Genomic DNA, 18,184 nt, shown 5'->3' with positions numbered 1-18,184 from the left:
CTTATATTAACCAAAGAGTTTTTTTGTTGCTGGGCGCTGGTTAATGTTGTTTAGCCATTTTTGAATTGCTGGGTAATTTGCTAAATCAATATTGTGGTGGTCATGCAGGCGAGCCCATGTATATGTGGCGATATCTGCAATGCTATACTCTTGTCCACCAAGGTAAGGTGATTGCGCTAATCTTTTCTCTAATACGCTATATAGACGCTGTGTTTCTTCAGTATAACGCTTAATTGCATAAGGGACTTTTTCTGTGGCATAACGAGTGAAGTGATGATTTTGCCCCAACATTGGACCAAATCCACCCACTTGCCAAAACAGCCATTGTAGTTGTGTTGTTTTTTCTCGTAAATTTTGACTAAGCAATTTGCCACTTTTTTCAGCTAGATAGATAAGAATAGCACCTGATTCAAAAATAGAGATAGGTTCACCGCCATCAGTAGGTGAGTTATCTACAATCGCGGGAATTTTATTATTGGGTGAAATTGCTAAAAATTCAGGCTTAAATTGATCGCCTTTACTAATATCAATGCGATGTAACTGATAAGGTATGCCTGTTTCTTCAAGAAAAAGCGTTATTTTTTGGCCATTTGGGGTATCTGCATAATATAAGTCAATCATTAAAAGCTCCAAAATAAAGTAGGCACTAAAGATACAAGATAATCACAGTCTGCCTTCTAACACCATAAAAAGCAAAAAAGCGCAAGATGGATAAAACAAGTCACGTATGATTATTGTAGTGGTGAAAAATAGTGATTTTGGTATATTCAGGATAAAAATTACGATCGTTTAGTATCGGTTAAAAAAGGTTTGTTGAGGATGGAACAAGAAAAGACGGCATTGGTTGAATGGGTTGATATTGTTGATGATAAAAATGAAGTCGTTGCACAAGCAACACGTCAACAAATGCGAGCTGAAAACCTAAGACATAGAGCAACTTATATCGTTGTTCATGATGGAATGGGAAAAATCTTGGCACAGCGTAGAACTGAAACAAAAGATTTTTATCCCGGTTGGTTAGATGCTACTGCGGGTGGTGTAGTTCAACAAGGTGAGAATTTACTTGAAAGTGCGCGTCGCGAAGCAGAAGAAGAATTAGGTATTGCTGGAGTCCCTTTTGCTGAGCATGGTCAATTTTATTATGATGATGAAAGTTGTCGTGTATGGGGAAGTTTATTTAGTTGCGTTTCTCATGGGCCTTTCGCACTGCAAGCAGAAGAAATTGAGGAAGTGTGTTGGTTAACTCCCTCTGAAATTACTGAGCGTTGTGATGAATTCACACCGGATTCATTAAAAGCCCTTTCTCTTTGGTTAACGCGTAACAACAGTACTCGCCTAGAAAGCAGAGAAACAGTAGATTAAGGGGTGCTTTGCCCTAGCTCAAATCGATAAGCATAGTTGATAACGGTATCTTCGAATATAGCGTTATCATCTTCGTCTCTCAAACGCTGTAAAAGTGCTATCAGATGTTTTCCTGCCTCTTTTCCCATTTTGTGATAATCAAAACGAATTGATGTGAGAGAAGGGGATATCTGATCGCTATTTTCAGATCCTTCTAAACAAGCAATAGCCAGATCTTGTGGGATCTTAATTAATCGACGTTGACACTCAAAAATCATACCTAGCGCAATACTTTCATGACTACAAATAACCGCATCTAGTTCTGGTTGGCGTAATAAAATCTCTGTTAATGCTTGTCGCCCGTATGCCATAGAAGCGGGATCGGGCGTGGTGACACTTTGTTCAGCATTTAAATAATTTTTGAGTAATGCTCGTGACCAACCTGTTATTTGCTGGTGGTGCAGGCGTTGCCCTTGTAACGCACCAATATAGCCAATACAACGCTTTCCTTGGGTGACTAAATGGTTTGTTAAATCATATGCAGCTTGCTCATAAGAACAATCAATACTAATTGCTGCCTGTTCATCCGATTGGCTGGCGACACTAACAACAGGCACATTGGCATTACTGATATGTAAAAAATGGGTTGGGCTAAGCTGTGAACCAAAAGCAACCAATGCAGCTGGATTACTTTGCAATAGCATATTAATCACATCGCTGGCTTTATGAGGCTGATGTTCATAGCAACCAACTAAAATTTGATATTGATGGCGATTGAGTATTTGTTGCAAAGACTGCATAAAATCCGCACTGGCTCTATCTGTAAAAGAGGGCAACAGTACCGCAATAATATGGCTTTGTGCCGAAGCTAAAGCCCCTGCTGAGGCATTAGGAATATAGCCAAGCTCTTCTACTGCTTGATTAACTTTTTCTCGTAACTTATCAGAAACTAATTCGGGGGTTCGCAATGCACGAGAGACGGTCATTGATCCGACTCCTGCATGTTTAGCGACATCTTGTAATGTGACGCGACCTGTATTTCGGCGCTTACGTGTTTTGATCATTTGTGATTATGCTGCTTAGCCTATTTTATTAACCGCAGATCCTACCTGAAATCTTCCTATTATGCTGAAACAATACAGTGTCAATTGTTGGCATTTTCTGCAATTAACATTTCATTAAAATGATAGCGCTATCACAATTACGAATGATCTATCTAGATAGCGCTACCATTAATGATTACTATCCTTAATAACGAAGCTCAAAGAGAGTCTTATTGAGGTTATAACTATGCTTAAAACGTTATTAACACCGGATGTGGTGCAAGTGGTTCCAAACGTTAGCGATTGGCGAGAAGCTGTTAAAGTGGCGTGCCAGCCATTAATTGCGAAAGGTTGTATTGAACCTCGTTATATCGATGCGATTTACAAATCACACGAAAAAATCGGGCCATATTATGTATTAGGTCCGGGGATTGCGATGCCTCATGCGCGTCCTGAGGATGGTGTTAATCAACTTTCTCTTGCATTAACCATTGTTGAGCAAGGTGTTGAGTTTGGTGCTGATGAAAACGATCCTGTGAAATTACTGATTGTTTTGGCTGCAACAGATAACGATAGCCATATTAATGCCATTGTGAAATTAGCCGAACTTTTTGATAACGATACAGATATTCAAAAGCTATTTAATGCGAAAAGCAAAGCGGATGTATTAGCCGTTATCAACAACTATTAATGACGATTTAAATTACCAAGGGGAATATCATGAAAATTACTGTTGTGTGTGGAAATGGTTTAGGTAGTAGCTTAATGATGGAAATGAGCATCAAAAGCATTCTAAAAGATCTTGCTGTGAATGCAGAAGTGGATCACGTTGATCTGGGTTCAGCAAAAGGCACACCAAGTGATATCTATGTAGGTACACGCGATATTGCTGAGCAACTTAACTCTCAAGCTGTAAACGGAAGAGTGGTTTCACTGGATAATATGATTGATAAAGTGGCGATGAAAGAGAAGCTTTCTGTCGCATTACGTGAATTAGGCGCGTTATAAGGAGCCTATCATGGACTTTTTCCGCTTTCTAATGAGTGATGTGCTTTCAGAGCCTGCTATTCTAGTTGGTTTGATTGCATTGATTGGCTTAATTGCCCAGAAAAAACCAGTTACAGAATGTATAAAAGGCACCGTAAAAACCATTATGGGTTTTGTGATTTTAGGTGCTGGTGCAGGTCTTGTCATTAACTCACTGGGTGATTTCTCAACGATTTTCCAACATGCATTTGGTATTCAAGGTGTTGTGCCTAATAACGAGGCGATTGTCTCTATTGCACAAAAAAGCTTTGGTAAAGAGATGGCATTAATTATGTTTTTTGCCATGTTGATTAATATCTTAATTGCACGTTTAACGCCGTGGAAATTTATTTTCTTAACCGGTCACCATACATTATTTATGTCAATGATGGTGGCGGTTATTTTGGCAACTGCGGGCTTAGAAGGCACAGTATTAGTTGCGGTAGGTTCATTAGTTGTTGGGATTTCAATGGTATTTTTCCCTGCCATTGCGCATCCTTATATGAAAAAGATTACTGGCTCTGATGATGTTGCATTAGGACACTTCTCAACTATTTCTTATGTCGTTGCGGGTTTTATCGGCAGTAAATTTGGTAATAAAGAGCATTCAACAGAAGAGATGAATGTTCCTAAAAGCTTACTATTTTTACGCGATACACCAGTCGCAATTGCCTTTACTATGGGCATTATTTTTATCATCACATGTTTATTTGCGGGCGATACTTTTGTTCGTGAAGTCAGTGGTGGTAAAAACTGGTTTATGTTCTCGTTAATGCAATCTATAACCTTCGCAGCAGGTGTTTATATTATTCTGCAAGGTGTGCGTATGGTTATTGCTGAGATTGTCCCTGCATTTAAAGGTATTTCAGATAAGTTAGTTCCTAATGCAAAACCAGCGTTAGATTGCCCAGTTGTATTCCCTTATGCACCCAATGCAGTTTTAGTGGGCTTTTTAAGTAGCTTTGCTGCGGGTGTTATCGGCATGTTTATTCTGTATGCCTTAGATTGGACAGTCATAATTCCGGGTGTGGTTCCTCACTTCTTCGTGGGTGCAACAGCTGGGGTATTTGGTAATGCAACAGGTGGACGTCGCGGTGCTATTTTAGGCGCATTCGTTCAAGGTTTATTAATCACATTCTTACCTGTGTTCCTATTACCAGTACTTGGTGATATCGGTATAGCTAACACTACATTTAGTGATGCAGACTTCGGTGTTATCGGTATTCTGTTAGGTATTATTGTTCGTTGATATTTTTGAATTTATTAATTAAAAAAACGCCTTGCTGAGTTAAATCAACAAGGCATTTTTTTTACAAATATTATTATTCAAATAAGTATCAGACTTTTAGCAATGTTTGGATTTTTTTCTATCATCCGTAATAGTTTCAAACTACTGCCTGTCGGAAATCTACGCTTTTGTTCCCATGCTCGAACTAAAGAAGTAGATACACCAAGAGCCGTAGCAAAATCAGTTTGTTTTAATTTCGTCAATTTACGGATTTCTTTCACATCGGGCTCTGTAACAGTAAATACTCGAGAAGGCATGACCTGTTTTTTATGTATTTGTATCGCTTCTTTTAAGCTATCAAACAATTCATTAAAAGAATTATCATCCATATACTGTTTTTGTTCTGTTGTCATAATATGCCTCTAAAGATCAAGATAATCAGCTTATCTAGAATGAATTTATTTGTTAATGATAATTCCATTCTTTTAGTAATAGAGTTAATGCTTTTAGCTTGTTGCATTGTTCTTGGCTTAAGTTATCTTGTTGATTTTTTGGATAAACATAAAGCATATAAATGATCCCATCTTCAGAAATATAGTAGTAGATAACACGTATGCCACCACTCTTTCCTTTGTTTGCTAACCGGCATCGTATTTTTCTGCATCCACCCGATCCAACAATAAGATCACCTCTTAGTGGGTTGGCAATAAGCATATTTTGAAACTCTGCGTATTCATCATCACTTATCAAATTAGTAATACATTTAGTGAAGATATTAGTTTCAATTATCTGCATATCAATCCCTTATTTTACAAACGGTCTGGTACCGTAGTAATACAGGGTGTTACTATAATAGTGATACCCTGTATTACTTTCAAGGAAAATATAACTCAAAAAAAGATTCACTTAAAAGAAAAAATAAATAATTTACAATTAAAACAATAAGTTAATTATTTCTGTAAGTTTTTTAGTGAATAAATAAACGAATTAATTCTAATTAAAACTTGTGAATTAATATGTTTATTTTGTGAATAATAATGCTATCATCCTGAGTGAATATTCACGATGTGTATATTTTCGTACCTAATTAATTATAAAAATAGGTTTAACATCACAATCACTAAGGAAAAAAAGATGTCTTTTGGTATTCGATATCTTGCGTTGTTACCACTTTTTGTTATCACTGCTTGCCAACAACCTGTTAATCACAATCCACCAGCGACTCAAACAGCTCAGGTTCAACCTGCAATTGTGAATAACTCATGGATTGAAATTTCACGTAGCGCGCTCGATTTTAATGTGAAAAAAGTACAATCACTTTTAGGTGATAAATCCTCGCTTTGTGCTGTTTTAAAGGGTGATGCATATGGTCATGATTTATCATTAGTTGCGCCTGTTATGATTGAAAATAATGTGCAATGTATTGGTGTAACGAATAATCAAGAGCTAAAAGAAGTGCGTGATCTAGGATTCCAAGGGCGTTTAATGCGTGTACGTAATGCCACAGAGCAAGAAATGGCTCAGGCGACAAGCTATAACGTGGAAGAATTGATTGGCAACTTAGATATGGCTAAGAAATTAGATGCCATTGCTAAACAACAAAATAAAGTGATCCCTATTCATCTAGCCTTAAATTCAGGTGGAATGTCTCGTAATGGATTAGAAGTGAATAACAATGCGGGGCTTGAAGAGGCGAAGCAAATAGCTCAGTTAGCTAACCTTAAAGTGGTTGGCATTATGTCTCATTATCCTGAAGAAGATGCGGATAAAGTAAGAGAAGATCTCGCTCGTTTTAAACAGCAATCACAAAAGGTATTGGATGTTACTGGACTAAATCGCAAAGATGTCACTCTGCATATGGCAAATACTTTTGCCACAATTACCGTACCTGAATCATGGTTAGATATGGTGCGTGTAGGCGGGATTTTTTATGGTGATACCATCGCAAGTACAGATTACAAACGTGTTATGACTTTTAAATCCAATATTGCCTCAATCAATTATTATCCTAAAGGCAATACTGTTGGGTATGATCGTACTTACACACTAAAACGTGATTCAGTATTAGCTAATATTCCTGTCGGTTATGCAGATGGTTATCGTCGAGTCTTTAGTAATGCAGGGCATGCTTTAATTGGTGGCCAACGTGTGCCTGTTTTAGGTAAAACATCAATGAATACGGTGATTGTTGATATTACCGATCTTAAAAATATCAAATCAGGGGATGAAGTCGTATTCTTTGGTAAGCAAGGTAATGCAGAAATCACTGCTGAAGAGGTTGAAGATATTAGTGGTGCACTGTTTACAGAGATGTCGATTTTGTGGGGTGCAACCAATCAGCGTGTACTCGTGGATTAAAGTAGGGTGCTTGTGATCACCAATCTCAACAACTTTTGAGAGAAATTGTGGGGGAATTTCCCCCACAAAACTATTTATCGCAAGATAAAATAGCTTGAACTACGGTGTCGCCACTACTGATATTAAAAGAACATAATCTTTCATGTTTCAGTAAAGCAAAACACAAAACTGTAATACATACAGTAATCAGCCCTAATAGGGCAAGCTTAGTCATTTCTCTTGACACTCCTTTATAAAGGAGACAGAATCAAGTTGTCTGGTTTTGAGACTGCCTCGGATTTTAGTAAATTAAAATTCGGGGCTTTCGTCTTTTTGGCTCTTGCAAATGCTTGAACCAAAATGATCCAAGCACCCACCAGCATACTAACAGAAACTCACCTCATTCCTATCTTTTTCTGAATAATAAAGACATGAATAAGCAAGTAAAATCAATGTGTTAATTGTTTTTATATTGGATGCTTATATGTGTGATTTTATTTGACACTCCTTTAGAAAGGAGACAGAATCAAGTTGTCGTGTTTTGAGACTGCCTCGGATTTTAGTCAAATAAGAATTCTGTAGAATAAAAAACGCCAAATGAAATTAATCATCTGGCGTTGTTTTATTTGAAGAGAACTTCAATAATTATGCGTTTTCTTGTTGGCTTGCTTGAATTGCTGTCAACGCAACGGTGTAGACGATATCGTCTACTAATGCACCACGAGAAAGGTCATTCACTGGTTTACGCATACCTTGTAACATTGGTCCGATTGAAACCAAGTCAGCTGAACGTTGTACCGCTTTATAGGTGGTATTACCGGTATTCAGATCAGGGAAGATAAACACAGTCGCTTTACCTGCAACTGGTGAGTTTGGTGCTTTAGATTTAGCAACATCAGCCATAACAGCTGCGTCGTATTGTAAAGGACCATCAATCATCAGATCAGGGCGTTTTTCTTGTGCTAAACGTGTTGCTTCACGAACTTTCTCTACATCGCTACCTGCACCAGAGTTACCAGTAGAATAAGAGATCATCGCAACGCGTGGGTCGATACCGAATGCAATTGCAGAGTCTGCAGATTGGATTGCGATTTCAGCCAGTTGCTCTGCGGTTGGATCTGGGTTAATTGCACAGTCACCATAAACATAAACTTGTTCTGGTAACAGCATAAAGAACACAGAAGACACTAATGAGCTACCCGGTGCAGTTTTGATTAACTGTAGTGGTGGACGAATAGTGTTAGCCGTTGTATGAACAGCACCAGAAACCAGGCCATCTACTTCGCCTTTTTCCAGCATTAATGTGCCGAGAACAACGTTATCTTCTAACTGTTCACGAGCAACAACTTCCGTCATACCTTTATTTTTGCGCAGTTCAACTAAGCGAGGTACATAGATTTCACGTACTTCTTTAGGATTGACTAACTCAATACCTGTGCCTAATTCAACACCTTGTGCAGTTGCTACGCGACGAATTTCTTCAGGATCGCCTAACAGTACGCAAGTTGCGATACCACGCTCAGCACAAATTGCTGCTGCTTTAACAGTACGTGGCTCATCACCTTCTGGTAAAACGATACGTTTTTTCGCTTTACGCGCAATTTCTGTTAATTGATAACGGAATGCTGGTGGTGATAAACGGTTAGGGCGTTCAGAGTTAGCAGTCAGTGAATCAATCCATTCTGTATTGATATGTTGAGCAACGTAGTTCTGAATTTTTTCAATACGTTCATGGTCATCAGCAGGCACTTCTAAGCTAAAGCTTTGCAGATTTAAAGAGGTCTGCCAAGTGTTCGCATTAACCATAAAGATTGGTAAGCCAGTTTCGAATGCACGTTCACAAAGTTGTTTGATTGGTGCATCGATTTGGTAACCACCTGTTAGTAGGATTGCACCAATTTCAACGCCATTCATTGCTGCAAGGCACGCTGAAACTAATACATCTGGGCGATCCGCTGAAGTCACTAAAAGTGAACCCGGACGGAAATGCTCTAACATGTGTGGAATACTACGGGCACAGAAAGTCACAGACTTAATACGACGGGTTTCAATATCGCCTTTATTGACGATAGTCGCATTTAAGTGTTTTGCCATATCTGTTGCACGAGTGGCGATTAAATCGAAGTTCCAAGGAATGCAACCCAGTAAAGGTAGTGGGCTGTTTTTTTCGATGGTTTTTAAATCGACATTAGAGATAATCGCTTTACTTGAATCATCAAAGATTTCAGATAAGTCAGGGCGAGTACGACCTTGATCATCAACAGGTGCATTGAGTTTGTTAACAATAACGCCTGTGATGTTTTGGTTTTTTACACCGCCAAATTCAGCACGCGCAAATTCGATACGCTCTTTTAGCTGTTCAACAGTGTTGTTACCTAATGCAGTAACGAAAACAATTTCAGCACCTAATGTTTTTGCAATTTCATAGTTTAATGATTGTGCAAAAGGATGCTTACGCATAGGTACCAGACCTTCGATGAGAATAACTTCTGCATCAGCGGTGTTTTCATGGTATCTAGCAACAATTTCTTCCATCAGAACATCTTTTTGGTTTGAGCTGAGTAGAGACTCAACATAATCCATGTTTAAAGGTTCTGATGATTGAATAGTGGAGTGAGAGCGGATAATCGCTGTTGTCTGATCTAAAGCGCCTTTTACACGAGGTTGTGCAATTGGCTTGAACACGCTAAGGCTAACGCCTTTTTGTTCCATAGAACGGATAACACCCAAGCTGACGCTGGTTAAACCTACGCGTGTATCAGTTGGGACTAGCATAATTGTACGGGACACGGAAACCTCTTTAAATATCGGTTGCTCGTTATGTAAAACAGTACTGCCAGTATGACACTGGCAGTACATCAAAGAACTTAAGCGGTCAGGCGACTTGCGTCCTGAGCGATAACTAACTCTTCGTTAGTTGGGATAACAACAGCAAGACGGCTGTTATCGGTAGTGATAGTGCCTGATTTACCGAAACGTGCATCTAAGTTACGTTGATGATCCACTTCAAAACCTAACAGAGCCAGTTTTTTCAGAGATAATTCACGTACCATTGCTGCGTTTTCACCGATACCACCAGTAAAGATAATAGCATCTAAACGACCTTCCATCAGTGCACAGTAAGAACCGATGTATTTTGCTAAACGATGGCAGTAAACATCCATTGCGCGTTTAGCATCTGCTTTAGTGTCGTAGTTATCTTCAACATAACGGCAGTCACTAGTGACTTCTGTTAAACCTAACAGACCAGATTCTTTAGTCAGCAGTTTGTTGATGTCTTCAACGCTCATACCTAAAGTGTCGTGTAAATGGAACACGATAGCAGGATCGATATCACCACTACGAGTACCCATTACTAAACCTTCTAATGGAGTCAGACCCATAGAAGTATCAACACATTTACCGTTAACAACAGCAGAAACAGAACCACCATTACCTAAGTGGCAAGTGATTACGTTCAGTTCATCAACAGGTTTGTTTAACATTTTAGCGGCTTCACGAGAAACGTAGAAATGGCTAGTTCCGTGAGCACCGTAACGACGGATGCTGTGATCTTTATATAAGCTGTATGGCAGAGCATACAAATAAGCTTCTTCTGGCATTGTTTGATGGAAAGCGGTGTCAAAAACAGCAACCATTTTTTCAATTAAATGAGGGAATGCTTTACGCGCTTCTTCAATACCAATAAGGTGAGCTGGGTTATGCAATGGTGCAAATGGGATAGCTGCTTCAATACCTTTGATAACTTCGTCAGTGATCACGACAGATTTAGTGAATTTCTCGCCACCATGAACAATACGGTGACCGATAGACGCGATTTGTGCAGAAAGTTCTGGTTTTTGAGCCAGAATAGTATTTACGATGAAGTTTAATGCTTCGCTATGAGCAGCACCTGCGCCTAACGCAGCTTCGTGTTTTTGGCCATCCATTTTCCACTTCAGGCGGGCTTCAGGAAGGTTGAAGCATTCAGCTAAACCTGACAGGAATTCTTCACCATTTTCTGGGTTGATAATTGCAAATTTAAGAGAAGAACTACCGCAGTTCAGTACCAGCACCAGCTTACTTGACATGGAATTACCTATTTATCTTGTTGTCGTAGTGTCTTTTATATTATAAAGACGGTGGTTAATAAAACGTCAATCATAAAAGCCTATCGCATTCCTATGATGACATTAATGACGCGCATCATGCTTAAAGTAAAAAACTTGATGCTAATTATAGTTGCCAATCATTAATTGGACGATTTTTATTCACCCATTAGCTTTTCGCGTTAAAATCGGCGAAAAGGGTTGAAAATCACGCCGGCAAACAAAATATAGCGCTTTATTGCCACAAACCTTTAGAATGGGCACAGGATACAGAGTAAAGGCAACAAAGACAAAATATACTTAATTCTACTAAAAGATTTTTATTCTTTATAGATATTTTTTAAAAGTTACAGAAGAAATTGATTGAGGTCATTATGAGCGAACCGACAGTGACTCCCCCCGGCTTTTTTAAGAAGCTTCGTTTGGGTAACGAGTATTTAAAAACCTGGCCGGTTGAAAAGCAGTTAGCACCTGTTTTCCCTGAAAATCGGATTGTCAAAGCCACACGCTTTGGTATTCGCTATATGCCACCTATCGCCATTTTTACAATGACATGGCAAATCGCATTAGGCGGTAATTTGGGACCTGCAATTACGACCGCGCTTTTTGCTTGTAGCTTGCCAATGCAAGGATTATGGTGGTTGGGGAAACGTGCAGCAACGCCACTCCCTGCTACGTTATTACGCTGGTTTTATGAAATTCGTGAGAAATTTGAAGAAGCAGGCATCGCTTTAGCTCCTGTTGAGCAAACACCCACTTACCTTTCTTTAGCTCATTTATTAAAACGTGCTTTTAAGCAACTTGATCGCTCTTTTCTTGATGATGTGTAGAACATTTGTTCTACCTTCTTCGTTTGTCATGATTGTCATCTGAATTACCCCGTTGAGATCAAAAAACGCGTAGTTAACACTACTCAATACTTTTGATTAATGTCATTCTCTCCTCAATGATTTCTTTGGAGAATTAATGATGGAAATGACACACGCACAACGCTTGATCCTCTCTAATCAATATAAAATGATGACTATGATGGATCCTGATAACGCTGAACGTTATCGTCGCTATCAGACAATTATTGAACGCGGGTATGGATTACAATTACGTGAACTTGACCGTGACTTCGATGAAATGTCAGAAGAGACCTGCCGTACCATTATTAACGTCATGGAAATGTACCATGCATTGCAAGTTTCTCGTGATAACTTAAAAGAGCAAGAAATGCCTGATGCTCGCCGTGTCGCATTTATAGGCTTTGATGCAGCGACAGAATCCCGCTATCTTAGCTATGTGCGTTTTATGGTGAATACAGAAGGGCGTTACACGCATTTCGATAGTGGTAGTCATGGTTTTAACTCTCAAACACCAATGTGGGAGAAATACCAAAGAATGCTTAACGTTTGGTTAGCGTGCCCTCGCCAATATCACCTTAGCGCCGTTGAAATTCAGCAAATACTTAATGCGTAATCATTAGCGCACCACTGTAAAGTAAAGGTAGGCATAAATTATGGCGATCACATGTAAAGGCTTTCTGTTTGATCTTGATGGAACATTAGTTGATTCATTACCTGTTGTTGAACATTGTTGGGCGTTATTTGGTGAGCGCGTAGGTGTATCAACACAAGAGATTAATGACTACATCCACGGAAAGCCTGCTATTGAGTCGATTCGCCATTTTATGCCTAATGCAACCGAACAAGAGATAACTGAAACTTTTCGTTGGTTAGAAAAATTAGAATCAACACAAACCGAAGGATTAGCACCACTTCCGGGTGCCATTGAACTGATTAACCGCCTTAATGACTTAAATATTCCTTGGGCAATTGTTACATCAGGCACTGTTCCTATTGCCTCAACGCGCCAATCTGTCACGGGTATTCCTGAACCTAAACATTGGGTTACAGCGGAATGTATTAGTAGAGGTAAACCTAATCCTGAGCCTTATCTTTTAGGTGCCAAGAAATTGGGTTTATTACCACAAGATTGTGTGGTTTTTGAAGATGCAGCTGCGGGTATTTACTCTGGTTTAGATGCAGGATGCCAAGTGGTTGCTGTTCACGCTCCTCTTTCTCTCCCTCGCCGTAATGAGATTCATTTAATTATTGATTCTTTAAACGATATTCAAATCGAGAAGCAAGCTGAAAAAGTGATAATAACGCACAAAAGATAGTCTTTTCTTTGATCATATTAGAAGACTTATTGTTGTAAAAATGGTCTACTTATCAATGTAGTGAATTGATGTCTTAAACTGTTTTCACTTATTGCTGATCGAGGCCATTTTGAATAGCGAATTATTATGGGTTTTAAGCCTGCTATTGATAGCTATTGTCCTTTTTACGACCAACAAAATCCGCATGGATGTGGTCGCTTTACTTGTCATCATCGCATTCGTTCTTAGCGGTACACTTTCATTAAATGAAGCCACGGTAGGATTTAGCGATCCAAACGTATTACTTATTGCTGCTCTTTTTGTTATTGGCGAAGGGTTAGTGAGAACAGGTGTGGCTTATCAAATGGGTGACTGGCTTGTACGTGTTGCGGGTAGCAGTGAAGTTAAAATGCTTGTGCTATTAATGATATGTGTTGCAAGCTTGGGGGCTTTCATGAGCTCAACGGGCGTGGTAGCTATCTTTATCCCTGTTGTGCTGAGCGTTGCTGCTCGGATGAAAACATCACCAGGTCGTTTAATGATGCCGCTAGGTTTTGCGGGCCTTATCAGTGGATTAATGACCTTAGTGGCAACACCGCCTAATATGGTTGTTAACAGTGAATTAGTTAGAGAAGGGTTACCAAGTTTTCAATTTTTCTCCATTACCCCTATTGGTATTGCCGTCTTATTCGCAGGCATTTTATATATGCTGGTGGTACGTCGGTGGCTAGGAAACAACGATAATGGTAAGCAAAAAGAAGCTTATCGCCGTACTTTCCGTGATCTTATTCGTGATTATCAATTAGCAGGACGTGCTCGCCGTTTAGCAATTCGTAAAGGTTCTCCGCTAGTAGGCCATTCACTTGATGAATTACACTTACGTTCTCGTTATGGTGCAAACGTTGTCGGTATTGAACGCTGGAGGCGGTTTCGGCGTGTTATGGTTAGCGCAACCGGTGGCACTGAATTAAGAGAGCGTGATGTTTTATTAGTTGATATGTCAGCCAGTGATGTCGATTTACGTGAGTTTTGCCGTGAACAGATGCTAGAGCCAATGGTGCTACGAGGTGAATATTTTTCTGAACAATCTCGTGACGTAGGGCTTGCTGAAGTATCAATGAATCCTGATTCAGAATTGTTAGGCAAATCATTAAGAGAAATTAAATTTCGTACTCGTTATGGCTTAAACGTCGTTGCTATTCGTCGTGAAGGAAACGCCTTACCGGGGAAAATTGTCGATGAGCCATTACGTCTTGGTGATGTGTTATTGGTGATTGGTGATTGGAAACTTATTCGCGTTTTATCCACTAAACCACGTAATTTTATCGTGTTAAATTTAGCTGCCGAAATTGAAACGGTTGCTCCTGCTTCATCTCAAGCACCTCATGCATTATTTTCGTTAGCATTAATGGTGGCATTAATGGTGACGAATGAAGTCCCTAACTTTATTGCGGCACTTATTGCTTGCTTATTAATGGGTAAATTCCGCTGTATTGATATGGAAAGTGCTTATCGCTCTATTCATTGGCCAAGTATTATTTTAATTGTGGGTATGATGCCTTTTGCTGCTGCATTGCAAAAAACAGGCGGTATCGAACTTATTGTAAATGGCTTAATGGATGTTGCGGGTAGTGCAGGTCCTCAAGTGATGTTGGTATGTTTATTTATACTTTGTGCATCAATTGGGTTGTTTATCTCAAATACGGCAACCGCTGTATTAATGGCACCAATTGCTATTGCGGCCGCAAACCAAATGCATGTATCACCATTACCATTTGCAATGGTGATTGGTGTGGCGGCTTCAGCCGCATTTATGACGCCAGTTTCATCTCCTGTTAATACACTTATCCTTGAACCAGGTGGTTATAAGTTTGCAGACTTTATTAAGATTGGGGTGCCATTTACCATTATTGTGATGTTTATTAGCGTATTCTTGATCCCATTATTATTCCCATTCTAATTATTAATACTTTTGTTTTGCTGAAACGCTGTTTGTTAATTAATAAACAGCGTTTTTTATTTATTGGTTGGTGGTTTTTTATTTGATGTATTATTTATATCTATGTATGTGTGTTTTTTGACATATTGAAACGTATAAAGGAGTAATCTATATCCAATAGATAATTTAGGAATGTTTAAAATGAAAATAGAATCAAATATATCATCTGTAATTAATGCTAAAATTAATATGAATGAAGGTGGAAGTAATAAAAGTACTCTTAAGGGTAATATTTCAAATATAGATAATAAAAATATTTTTATATCACTACCGATAATAGTAAAACCAAATATTAAAATCTATATGATGAAATTAGGTAATAAAAATTTGGAGAGTAGTATTACCAATATATCAAACTTTAAAAATGATAATATTGAGTTTTCAGAAAAATTTATCGCCAGTTTTTTAGCACCTAACTCAGATAAACTAGCTGCTAGTGGACAGAGTAAATTACAGAATATTAACAGAGCAATAAAGGTTGAAATTCCAAAAATAAATGATGAGAAAATGGCTGTTTTATCAAATGAAAAAAAAGATAGTGAAGCGATAAATAGCCAAATGAAAGGTGAGTTAGATAATATAGGAAAAGGTAGTCAAAAGAGTGAAGATAATTCTTTATATAGAAAAGATGGTGCATATAACAAATTGAGTAAAAGATATGATTTAAATAGTAGTAATTTTTCTCCTATTAAAAATCTTATTGATGATAAAAAAATATCAACTGAAGAAAAAGAAAGAGAATTAAAAAAATATTTAGCACGTAATGATTCTGAAATAAAAAAAATGAACAGGTTTGAAAGATTTAAAGATATATTTGGAATGTCAAAAAAAATAAATATACTGCGAAATCAGCAAGACAATGATGCTAAGATTATCTTTTATGGCTTAAGTAACTTACATAATTCTATAGTAAATAAAGATATTTCTTAGAGTGTAAAATTATTTCAGCTTTTTATGTAAGATGAGAGTCAATTGGTATACTCTCATCTTATATAGAATAATATTGCTTACTCACTAATCTCATCCAGCGATAAACTAAATCCCGGTACAAACACCTTTATAAAATAGTCCATCTCAAGGCTATGTCTTTCTGCTAATGTTTTTTCTAAGCGATTTTTGGCTAAATTAAATTCACTATTACCTGCGGCAAGCTCTTCAAGGCATTTTAAGTAAGCACATAAACTATCGGCTTGTTTGACAATAAAGGTTTCTTCCTCACTATGTAACTGCTCATCAATAAGAGGGCGAAAATCGTCTTGTAATTCTTTTGGTAACATTTCTATTAATTTTTGCTGGGCATATTTTTCTATTTTTTTATATTCATGAGCAATTTGTGGATTATGGTACTTAATCGGTGTTGGCATATCACCGGTGATCACTTCACTGGCATCATGATACATCGCTTGTAATGCAATACGCTCAGCATTGACGTTACCATTAAATTTACGATTCTTAATCACCGCTAGGGCATGGGCGACAAAAGCGACTTGTAAACTGTGCTCAGAAACATTTTCTTGGCGAATATTACGCATTAAAGGCCAACGAGTAATGAGTTTTAAGCGAGAAAGGTGGGCAAAAAAGTAACTCATAATATCTCCCAATTGCGTGATTGAAGACATTATTGTGAGTGGATAATAGATGGATGTAAACGTTAATAGAAAAGAAAATAAAAAAACGCAATATAACTGCTTGTTATACTGCGTTTTATTTTAGATGCAGGTAATCTTATTGATGATAACCGACAATAAAGCGACCGAATTTTTGAATTGCCATATCTAAGTCATCTTCACGCGGAAGAGTCACAATACGGAAATGGTCTGGGTATGGCCAGTTAAAGGCAGTACCTTGTACCAGTAATACTTTTTCTTGCAGTAATAAATCGAGGATCATTTTCTGATCGTCTTTAATACTGTAACGATTAAGGTCTATTTTAGGGAACATATACAATGCACCCATAGGTTTAACACAAGAAACACCCGGAATTTGATTAATCAGTTCCCAAGCACGATTGCGTTGCTCATATAAGCGACCACCCGGCAGAATAAATTCACTAATACTTTGATAGCCACCTAATGCAGTTTGAATGGCATGTTGCATAGGAACGTTAGCGCATAAACGCATAGACGCTAACATATTCAAGCCTTCAATATAGCTTTTAGCGTGTTTTTTAGGGCCGTTTAATACCATCCAACCTTGACGGAAACCAGCAACACGATAGGTTTTTGATAAACCATTAAATGTTACGGTTAATAAATCGGGCGCCATTGCAGCGATAGAATGATGTTGAGCATCGTCATACAAAATTTTATCGTAGATTTCGTCAGCGAAGATAATCAGGTCATGTTGACGTGCAATTTCAACGATTTCCATCAGAATGTCTTTGCTATATACCGCACCTGTTGGGTTATTTGGGTTGATAATAACAATACCGCGGGTATTTTTTGTGATTTTACTGCGGATATCATCTAAATCAGGAAACCAACCTTGTTGCTCATCACACATATAATGAACCGCATTTCCTCCTGAAAGAGAAACGGCTGCTGTCCACAATGGGTAATCAGGCGCAGGTACAAGCATTTCATCGCCATTGTTTAATAAAGCTTGCATCGCTTGTACGATTAACTCAGAAACACCATTACCAATATAAATGTCTTCAACAGTGATATCACGCATATCACGGGCTTGATAATGCTGCATGATAGCTTTACGCGCAGAAAACAGTCCTTTGGAGTCACTATAACCCTGAGAGCTTGGTAGATTGCGGATCACATCTACTAAAATTTCATCAGGCGCTTCAAAGCCAAAAGGTGCCGGGTTACCAATATTGAGTTTTAAAACTTTGTTACCTTCTTCTTCCAGACGTTTTGCTTCTTGCAAAACCGGACCTCTAATGTCGTAACAGACATGTTCGAGTTTGTTTGATTTTTTAATCTGATTCATAGCGCGTTTACCTAATAGGGTCTGACTCGTATCTTT

At 38.3% G+C, this 18,184-nt stretch carries 19 protein-coding genes; 10 read left to right on the top strand and 9 right to left on the bottom strand.

The features are described from left to right. Positions 1-6: 6 nt before the first annotated feature. Entirely contained in the window at positions 7-621 is a 615-nt protein-coding gene (locus EHE21_RS12465; protein ID WP_194950829.1) for a glutathione binding-like protein, read from the bottom strand. A gap of 198 nt (positions 622-819) precedes the next feature. Between EHE21_RS12465 and yfcD the strand changes: the two genes are divergently transcribed. Beyond that, complete coding sequence (gene yfcD, locus EHE21_RS12460) at positions 820-1,362, top strand: NUDIX hydrolase YfcD (RefSeq protein WP_072063189.1); 543 nt, start codon at positions 820-822, stop codon at positions 1,360-1,362. On the opposite strand, the gene EHE21_RS12455 is transcribed toward yfcD, so the two are convergent. Continuing rightward, positions 1,359-2,405, bottom strand: a complete 1,047-nt coding sequence (locus tag EHE21_RS12455) for a LacI family DNA-binding transcriptional regulator (protein ID WP_088495111.1) — start codon at positions 2,403-2,405, stop codon at positions 1,359-1,361. The genes yfcD and EHE21_RS12455 overlap by 4 nt on opposite strands. Before the next feature lie 226 nt (positions 2,406-2,631). On the opposite strand from EHE21_RS12455, the gene EHE21_RS12450 reads away from it, so the two are divergent. Genes EHE21_RS12450 through EHE21_RS12440 form a run of 3 tightly spaced genes read left to right on the top strand, consistent with a single transcriptional unit; the run spans position 2,632 to position 4,659 of the window. Further along, positions 2,632-3,075, top strand: coding sequence for a PTS sugar transporter subunit IIA (locus EHE21_RS12450; protein WP_088495112.1), 444 nt, complete (start codon positions 2,632-2,634; stop codon positions 3,073-3,075). Between the two features lie 29 nt (positions 3,076-3,104). Beyond that, positions 3,105-3,392, top strand: coding sequence for a PTS sugar transporter subunit IIB (locus EHE21_RS12445; protein ID WP_088495113.1), 288 nt, complete (start codon positions 3,105-3,107; stop codon positions 3,390-3,392). Between the two features lie 10 nt (positions 3,393-3,402). Continuing rightward, positions 3,403-4,659, top strand: coding sequence for a PTS ascorbate transporter subunit IIC (locus EHE21_RS12440; RefSeq protein ID WP_006533327.1), 1,257 nt, complete (start codon positions 3,403-3,405; stop codon positions 4,657-4,659). Between the two features lie 77 nt (positions 4,660-4,736). Here the strand turns inward: EHE21_RS12440 and nadS are convergent, their stop codons facing one another. Together nadS and EHE21_RS12430 are read right to left on the bottom strand one after the other, a co-directional pair. Beyond that, positions 4,737-5,051, bottom strand: a complete 315-nt coding sequence (nadS, locus tag EHE21_RS12435) for a NadS family protein (RefSeq protein ID WP_228766676.1) — start codon at positions 5,049-5,051, stop codon at positions 4,737-4,739. A gap of 52 nt (positions 5,052-5,103) precedes the next feature. Next, on the bottom strand, positions 5,104-5,433 hold the full coding sequence (locus tag EHE21_RS12430) for a type II toxin-antitoxin system RelE/ParE family toxin (RefSeq protein ID WP_194950828.1): 330 nt from the start codon (positions 5,431-5,433) through the stop codon (positions 5,104-5,106). A gap of 339 nt (positions 5,434-5,772) precedes the next feature. Between EHE21_RS12430 and alr the strand changes: the two genes are divergently transcribed. Continuing rightward, the gene (gene alr / locus EHE21_RS12425) at positions 5,773-6,996 is read left to right on the top strand and encodes an alanine racemase (RefSeq protein WP_194950827.1); all 1,224 of its coding nucleotides are present in this window, start codon (positions 5,773-5,775) and stop codon (positions 6,994-6,996) included. 70 nt (positions 6,997-7,066) lie between these two features. On the opposite strand, the gene EHE21_RS12420 is transcribed toward alr, so the two are convergent. From EHE21_RS12420 to ackA, 3 genes are all read right to left on the bottom strand, one after another. Further along, complete coding sequence (locus EHE21_RS12420; protein ID WP_072063187.1) at positions 7,067-7,210, bottom strand: Hok/Gef family protein; 144 nt, start codon at positions 7,208-7,210, stop codon at positions 7,067-7,069. Between the two features lie 410 nt (positions 7,211-7,620). Beyond that, positions 7,621-9,765 carry a phosphate acetyltransferase gene (gene pta / locus EHE21_RS12415; protein ID WP_194950826.1) on the bottom strand — a complete coding sequence of 715 codons (2,145 nt, stop codon included), beginning with the start codon at positions 9,763-9,765 and terminating at the stop codon, positions 7,621-7,623. Between the two features lie 77 nt (positions 9,766-9,842). Continuing rightward, complete coding sequence (gene ackA / locus EHE21_RS12410) at positions 9,843-11,045, bottom strand: acetate kinase (RefSeq protein WP_023581716.1); 1,203 nt, start codon at positions 11,043-11,045, stop codon at positions 9,843-9,845. A gap of 392 nt (positions 11,046-11,437) precedes the next feature. Here ackA and yfbV point away from each other — a divergent pair, with 392 nt between their 5' ends. The 5 genes from yfbV (at position 11,438) to EHE21_RS12385 (ending at position 16,138) form a co-directional block, all read left to right on the top strand. Continuing rightward, complete coding sequence (yfbV, locus tag EHE21_RS12405; RefSeq protein WP_069367978.1) at positions 11,438-11,893, top strand: terminus macrodomain insulation protein YfbV; 456 nt, start codon at positions 11,438-11,440, stop codon at positions 11,891-11,893. A gap of 139 nt (positions 11,894-12,032) precedes the next feature. After that, the gene (locus tag EHE21_RS12400; RefSeq protein WP_088495118.1) at positions 12,033-12,527 is read left to right on the top strand and encodes a YfbU family protein; all 495 of its coding nucleotides are present in this window, start codon (positions 12,033-12,035) and stop codon (positions 12,525-12,527) included. A gap of 40 nt (positions 12,528-12,567) precedes the next feature. Then, positions 12,568-13,230, top strand: coding sequence for a sugar phosphatase (locus tag EHE21_RS12395; RefSeq protein WP_075670624.1), 663 nt, complete (start codon positions 12,568-12,570; stop codon positions 13,228-13,230). A gap of 109 nt (positions 13,231-13,339) precedes the next feature. Next, positions 13,340-15,169: an SLC13 family permease gene (locus EHE21_RS12390; RefSeq protein WP_194950825.1), complete on the top strand. Its 1,830-nt coding sequence runs from the start codon at positions 13,340-13,342 to the stop codon at positions 15,167-15,169. A 180-nt stretch (positions 15,170-15,349) separates the two neighbouring features. Next, positions 15,350-16,138 carry a hypothetical protein gene (locus EHE21_RS12385; protein ID WP_194950824.1) on the top strand — a complete coding sequence of 263 codons (789 nt, stop codon included), beginning with the start codon at positions 15,350-15,352 and terminating at the stop codon, positions 16,136-16,138. Between the two features lie 77 nt (positions 16,139-16,215). Here EHE21_RS12385 and yfbR read toward each other — a convergent pair whose 3' ends face one another. Beyond that, entirely contained in the window at positions 16,216-16,797 is a 582-nt protein-coding gene (gene yfbR / locus EHE21_RS12380; RefSeq protein WP_194950823.1) for a 5'-deoxynucleotidase, read from the bottom strand. A gap of 136 nt (positions 16,798-16,933) precedes the next feature. Beyond that, positions 16,934-18,148, bottom strand: a complete 1,215-nt coding sequence (locus EHE21_RS12375; RefSeq protein WP_194950822.1) for a pyridoxal phosphate-dependent aminotransferase — start codon at positions 18,146-18,148, stop codon at positions 16,934-16,936. Positions 18,149-18,184: the final 36 nt, after the last annotated feature.

Source organism: Proteus sp. GOKU, assembly GCF_015475555.1.
Taxonomy (GTDB): domain Bacteria; phylum Pseudomonadota; class Gammaproteobacteria; order Enterobacterales; family Enterobacteriaceae; genus Proteus; species Proteus mirabilis_B.
This window is presented reverse-complemented; position numbering and strand designations above follow the sequence as displayed.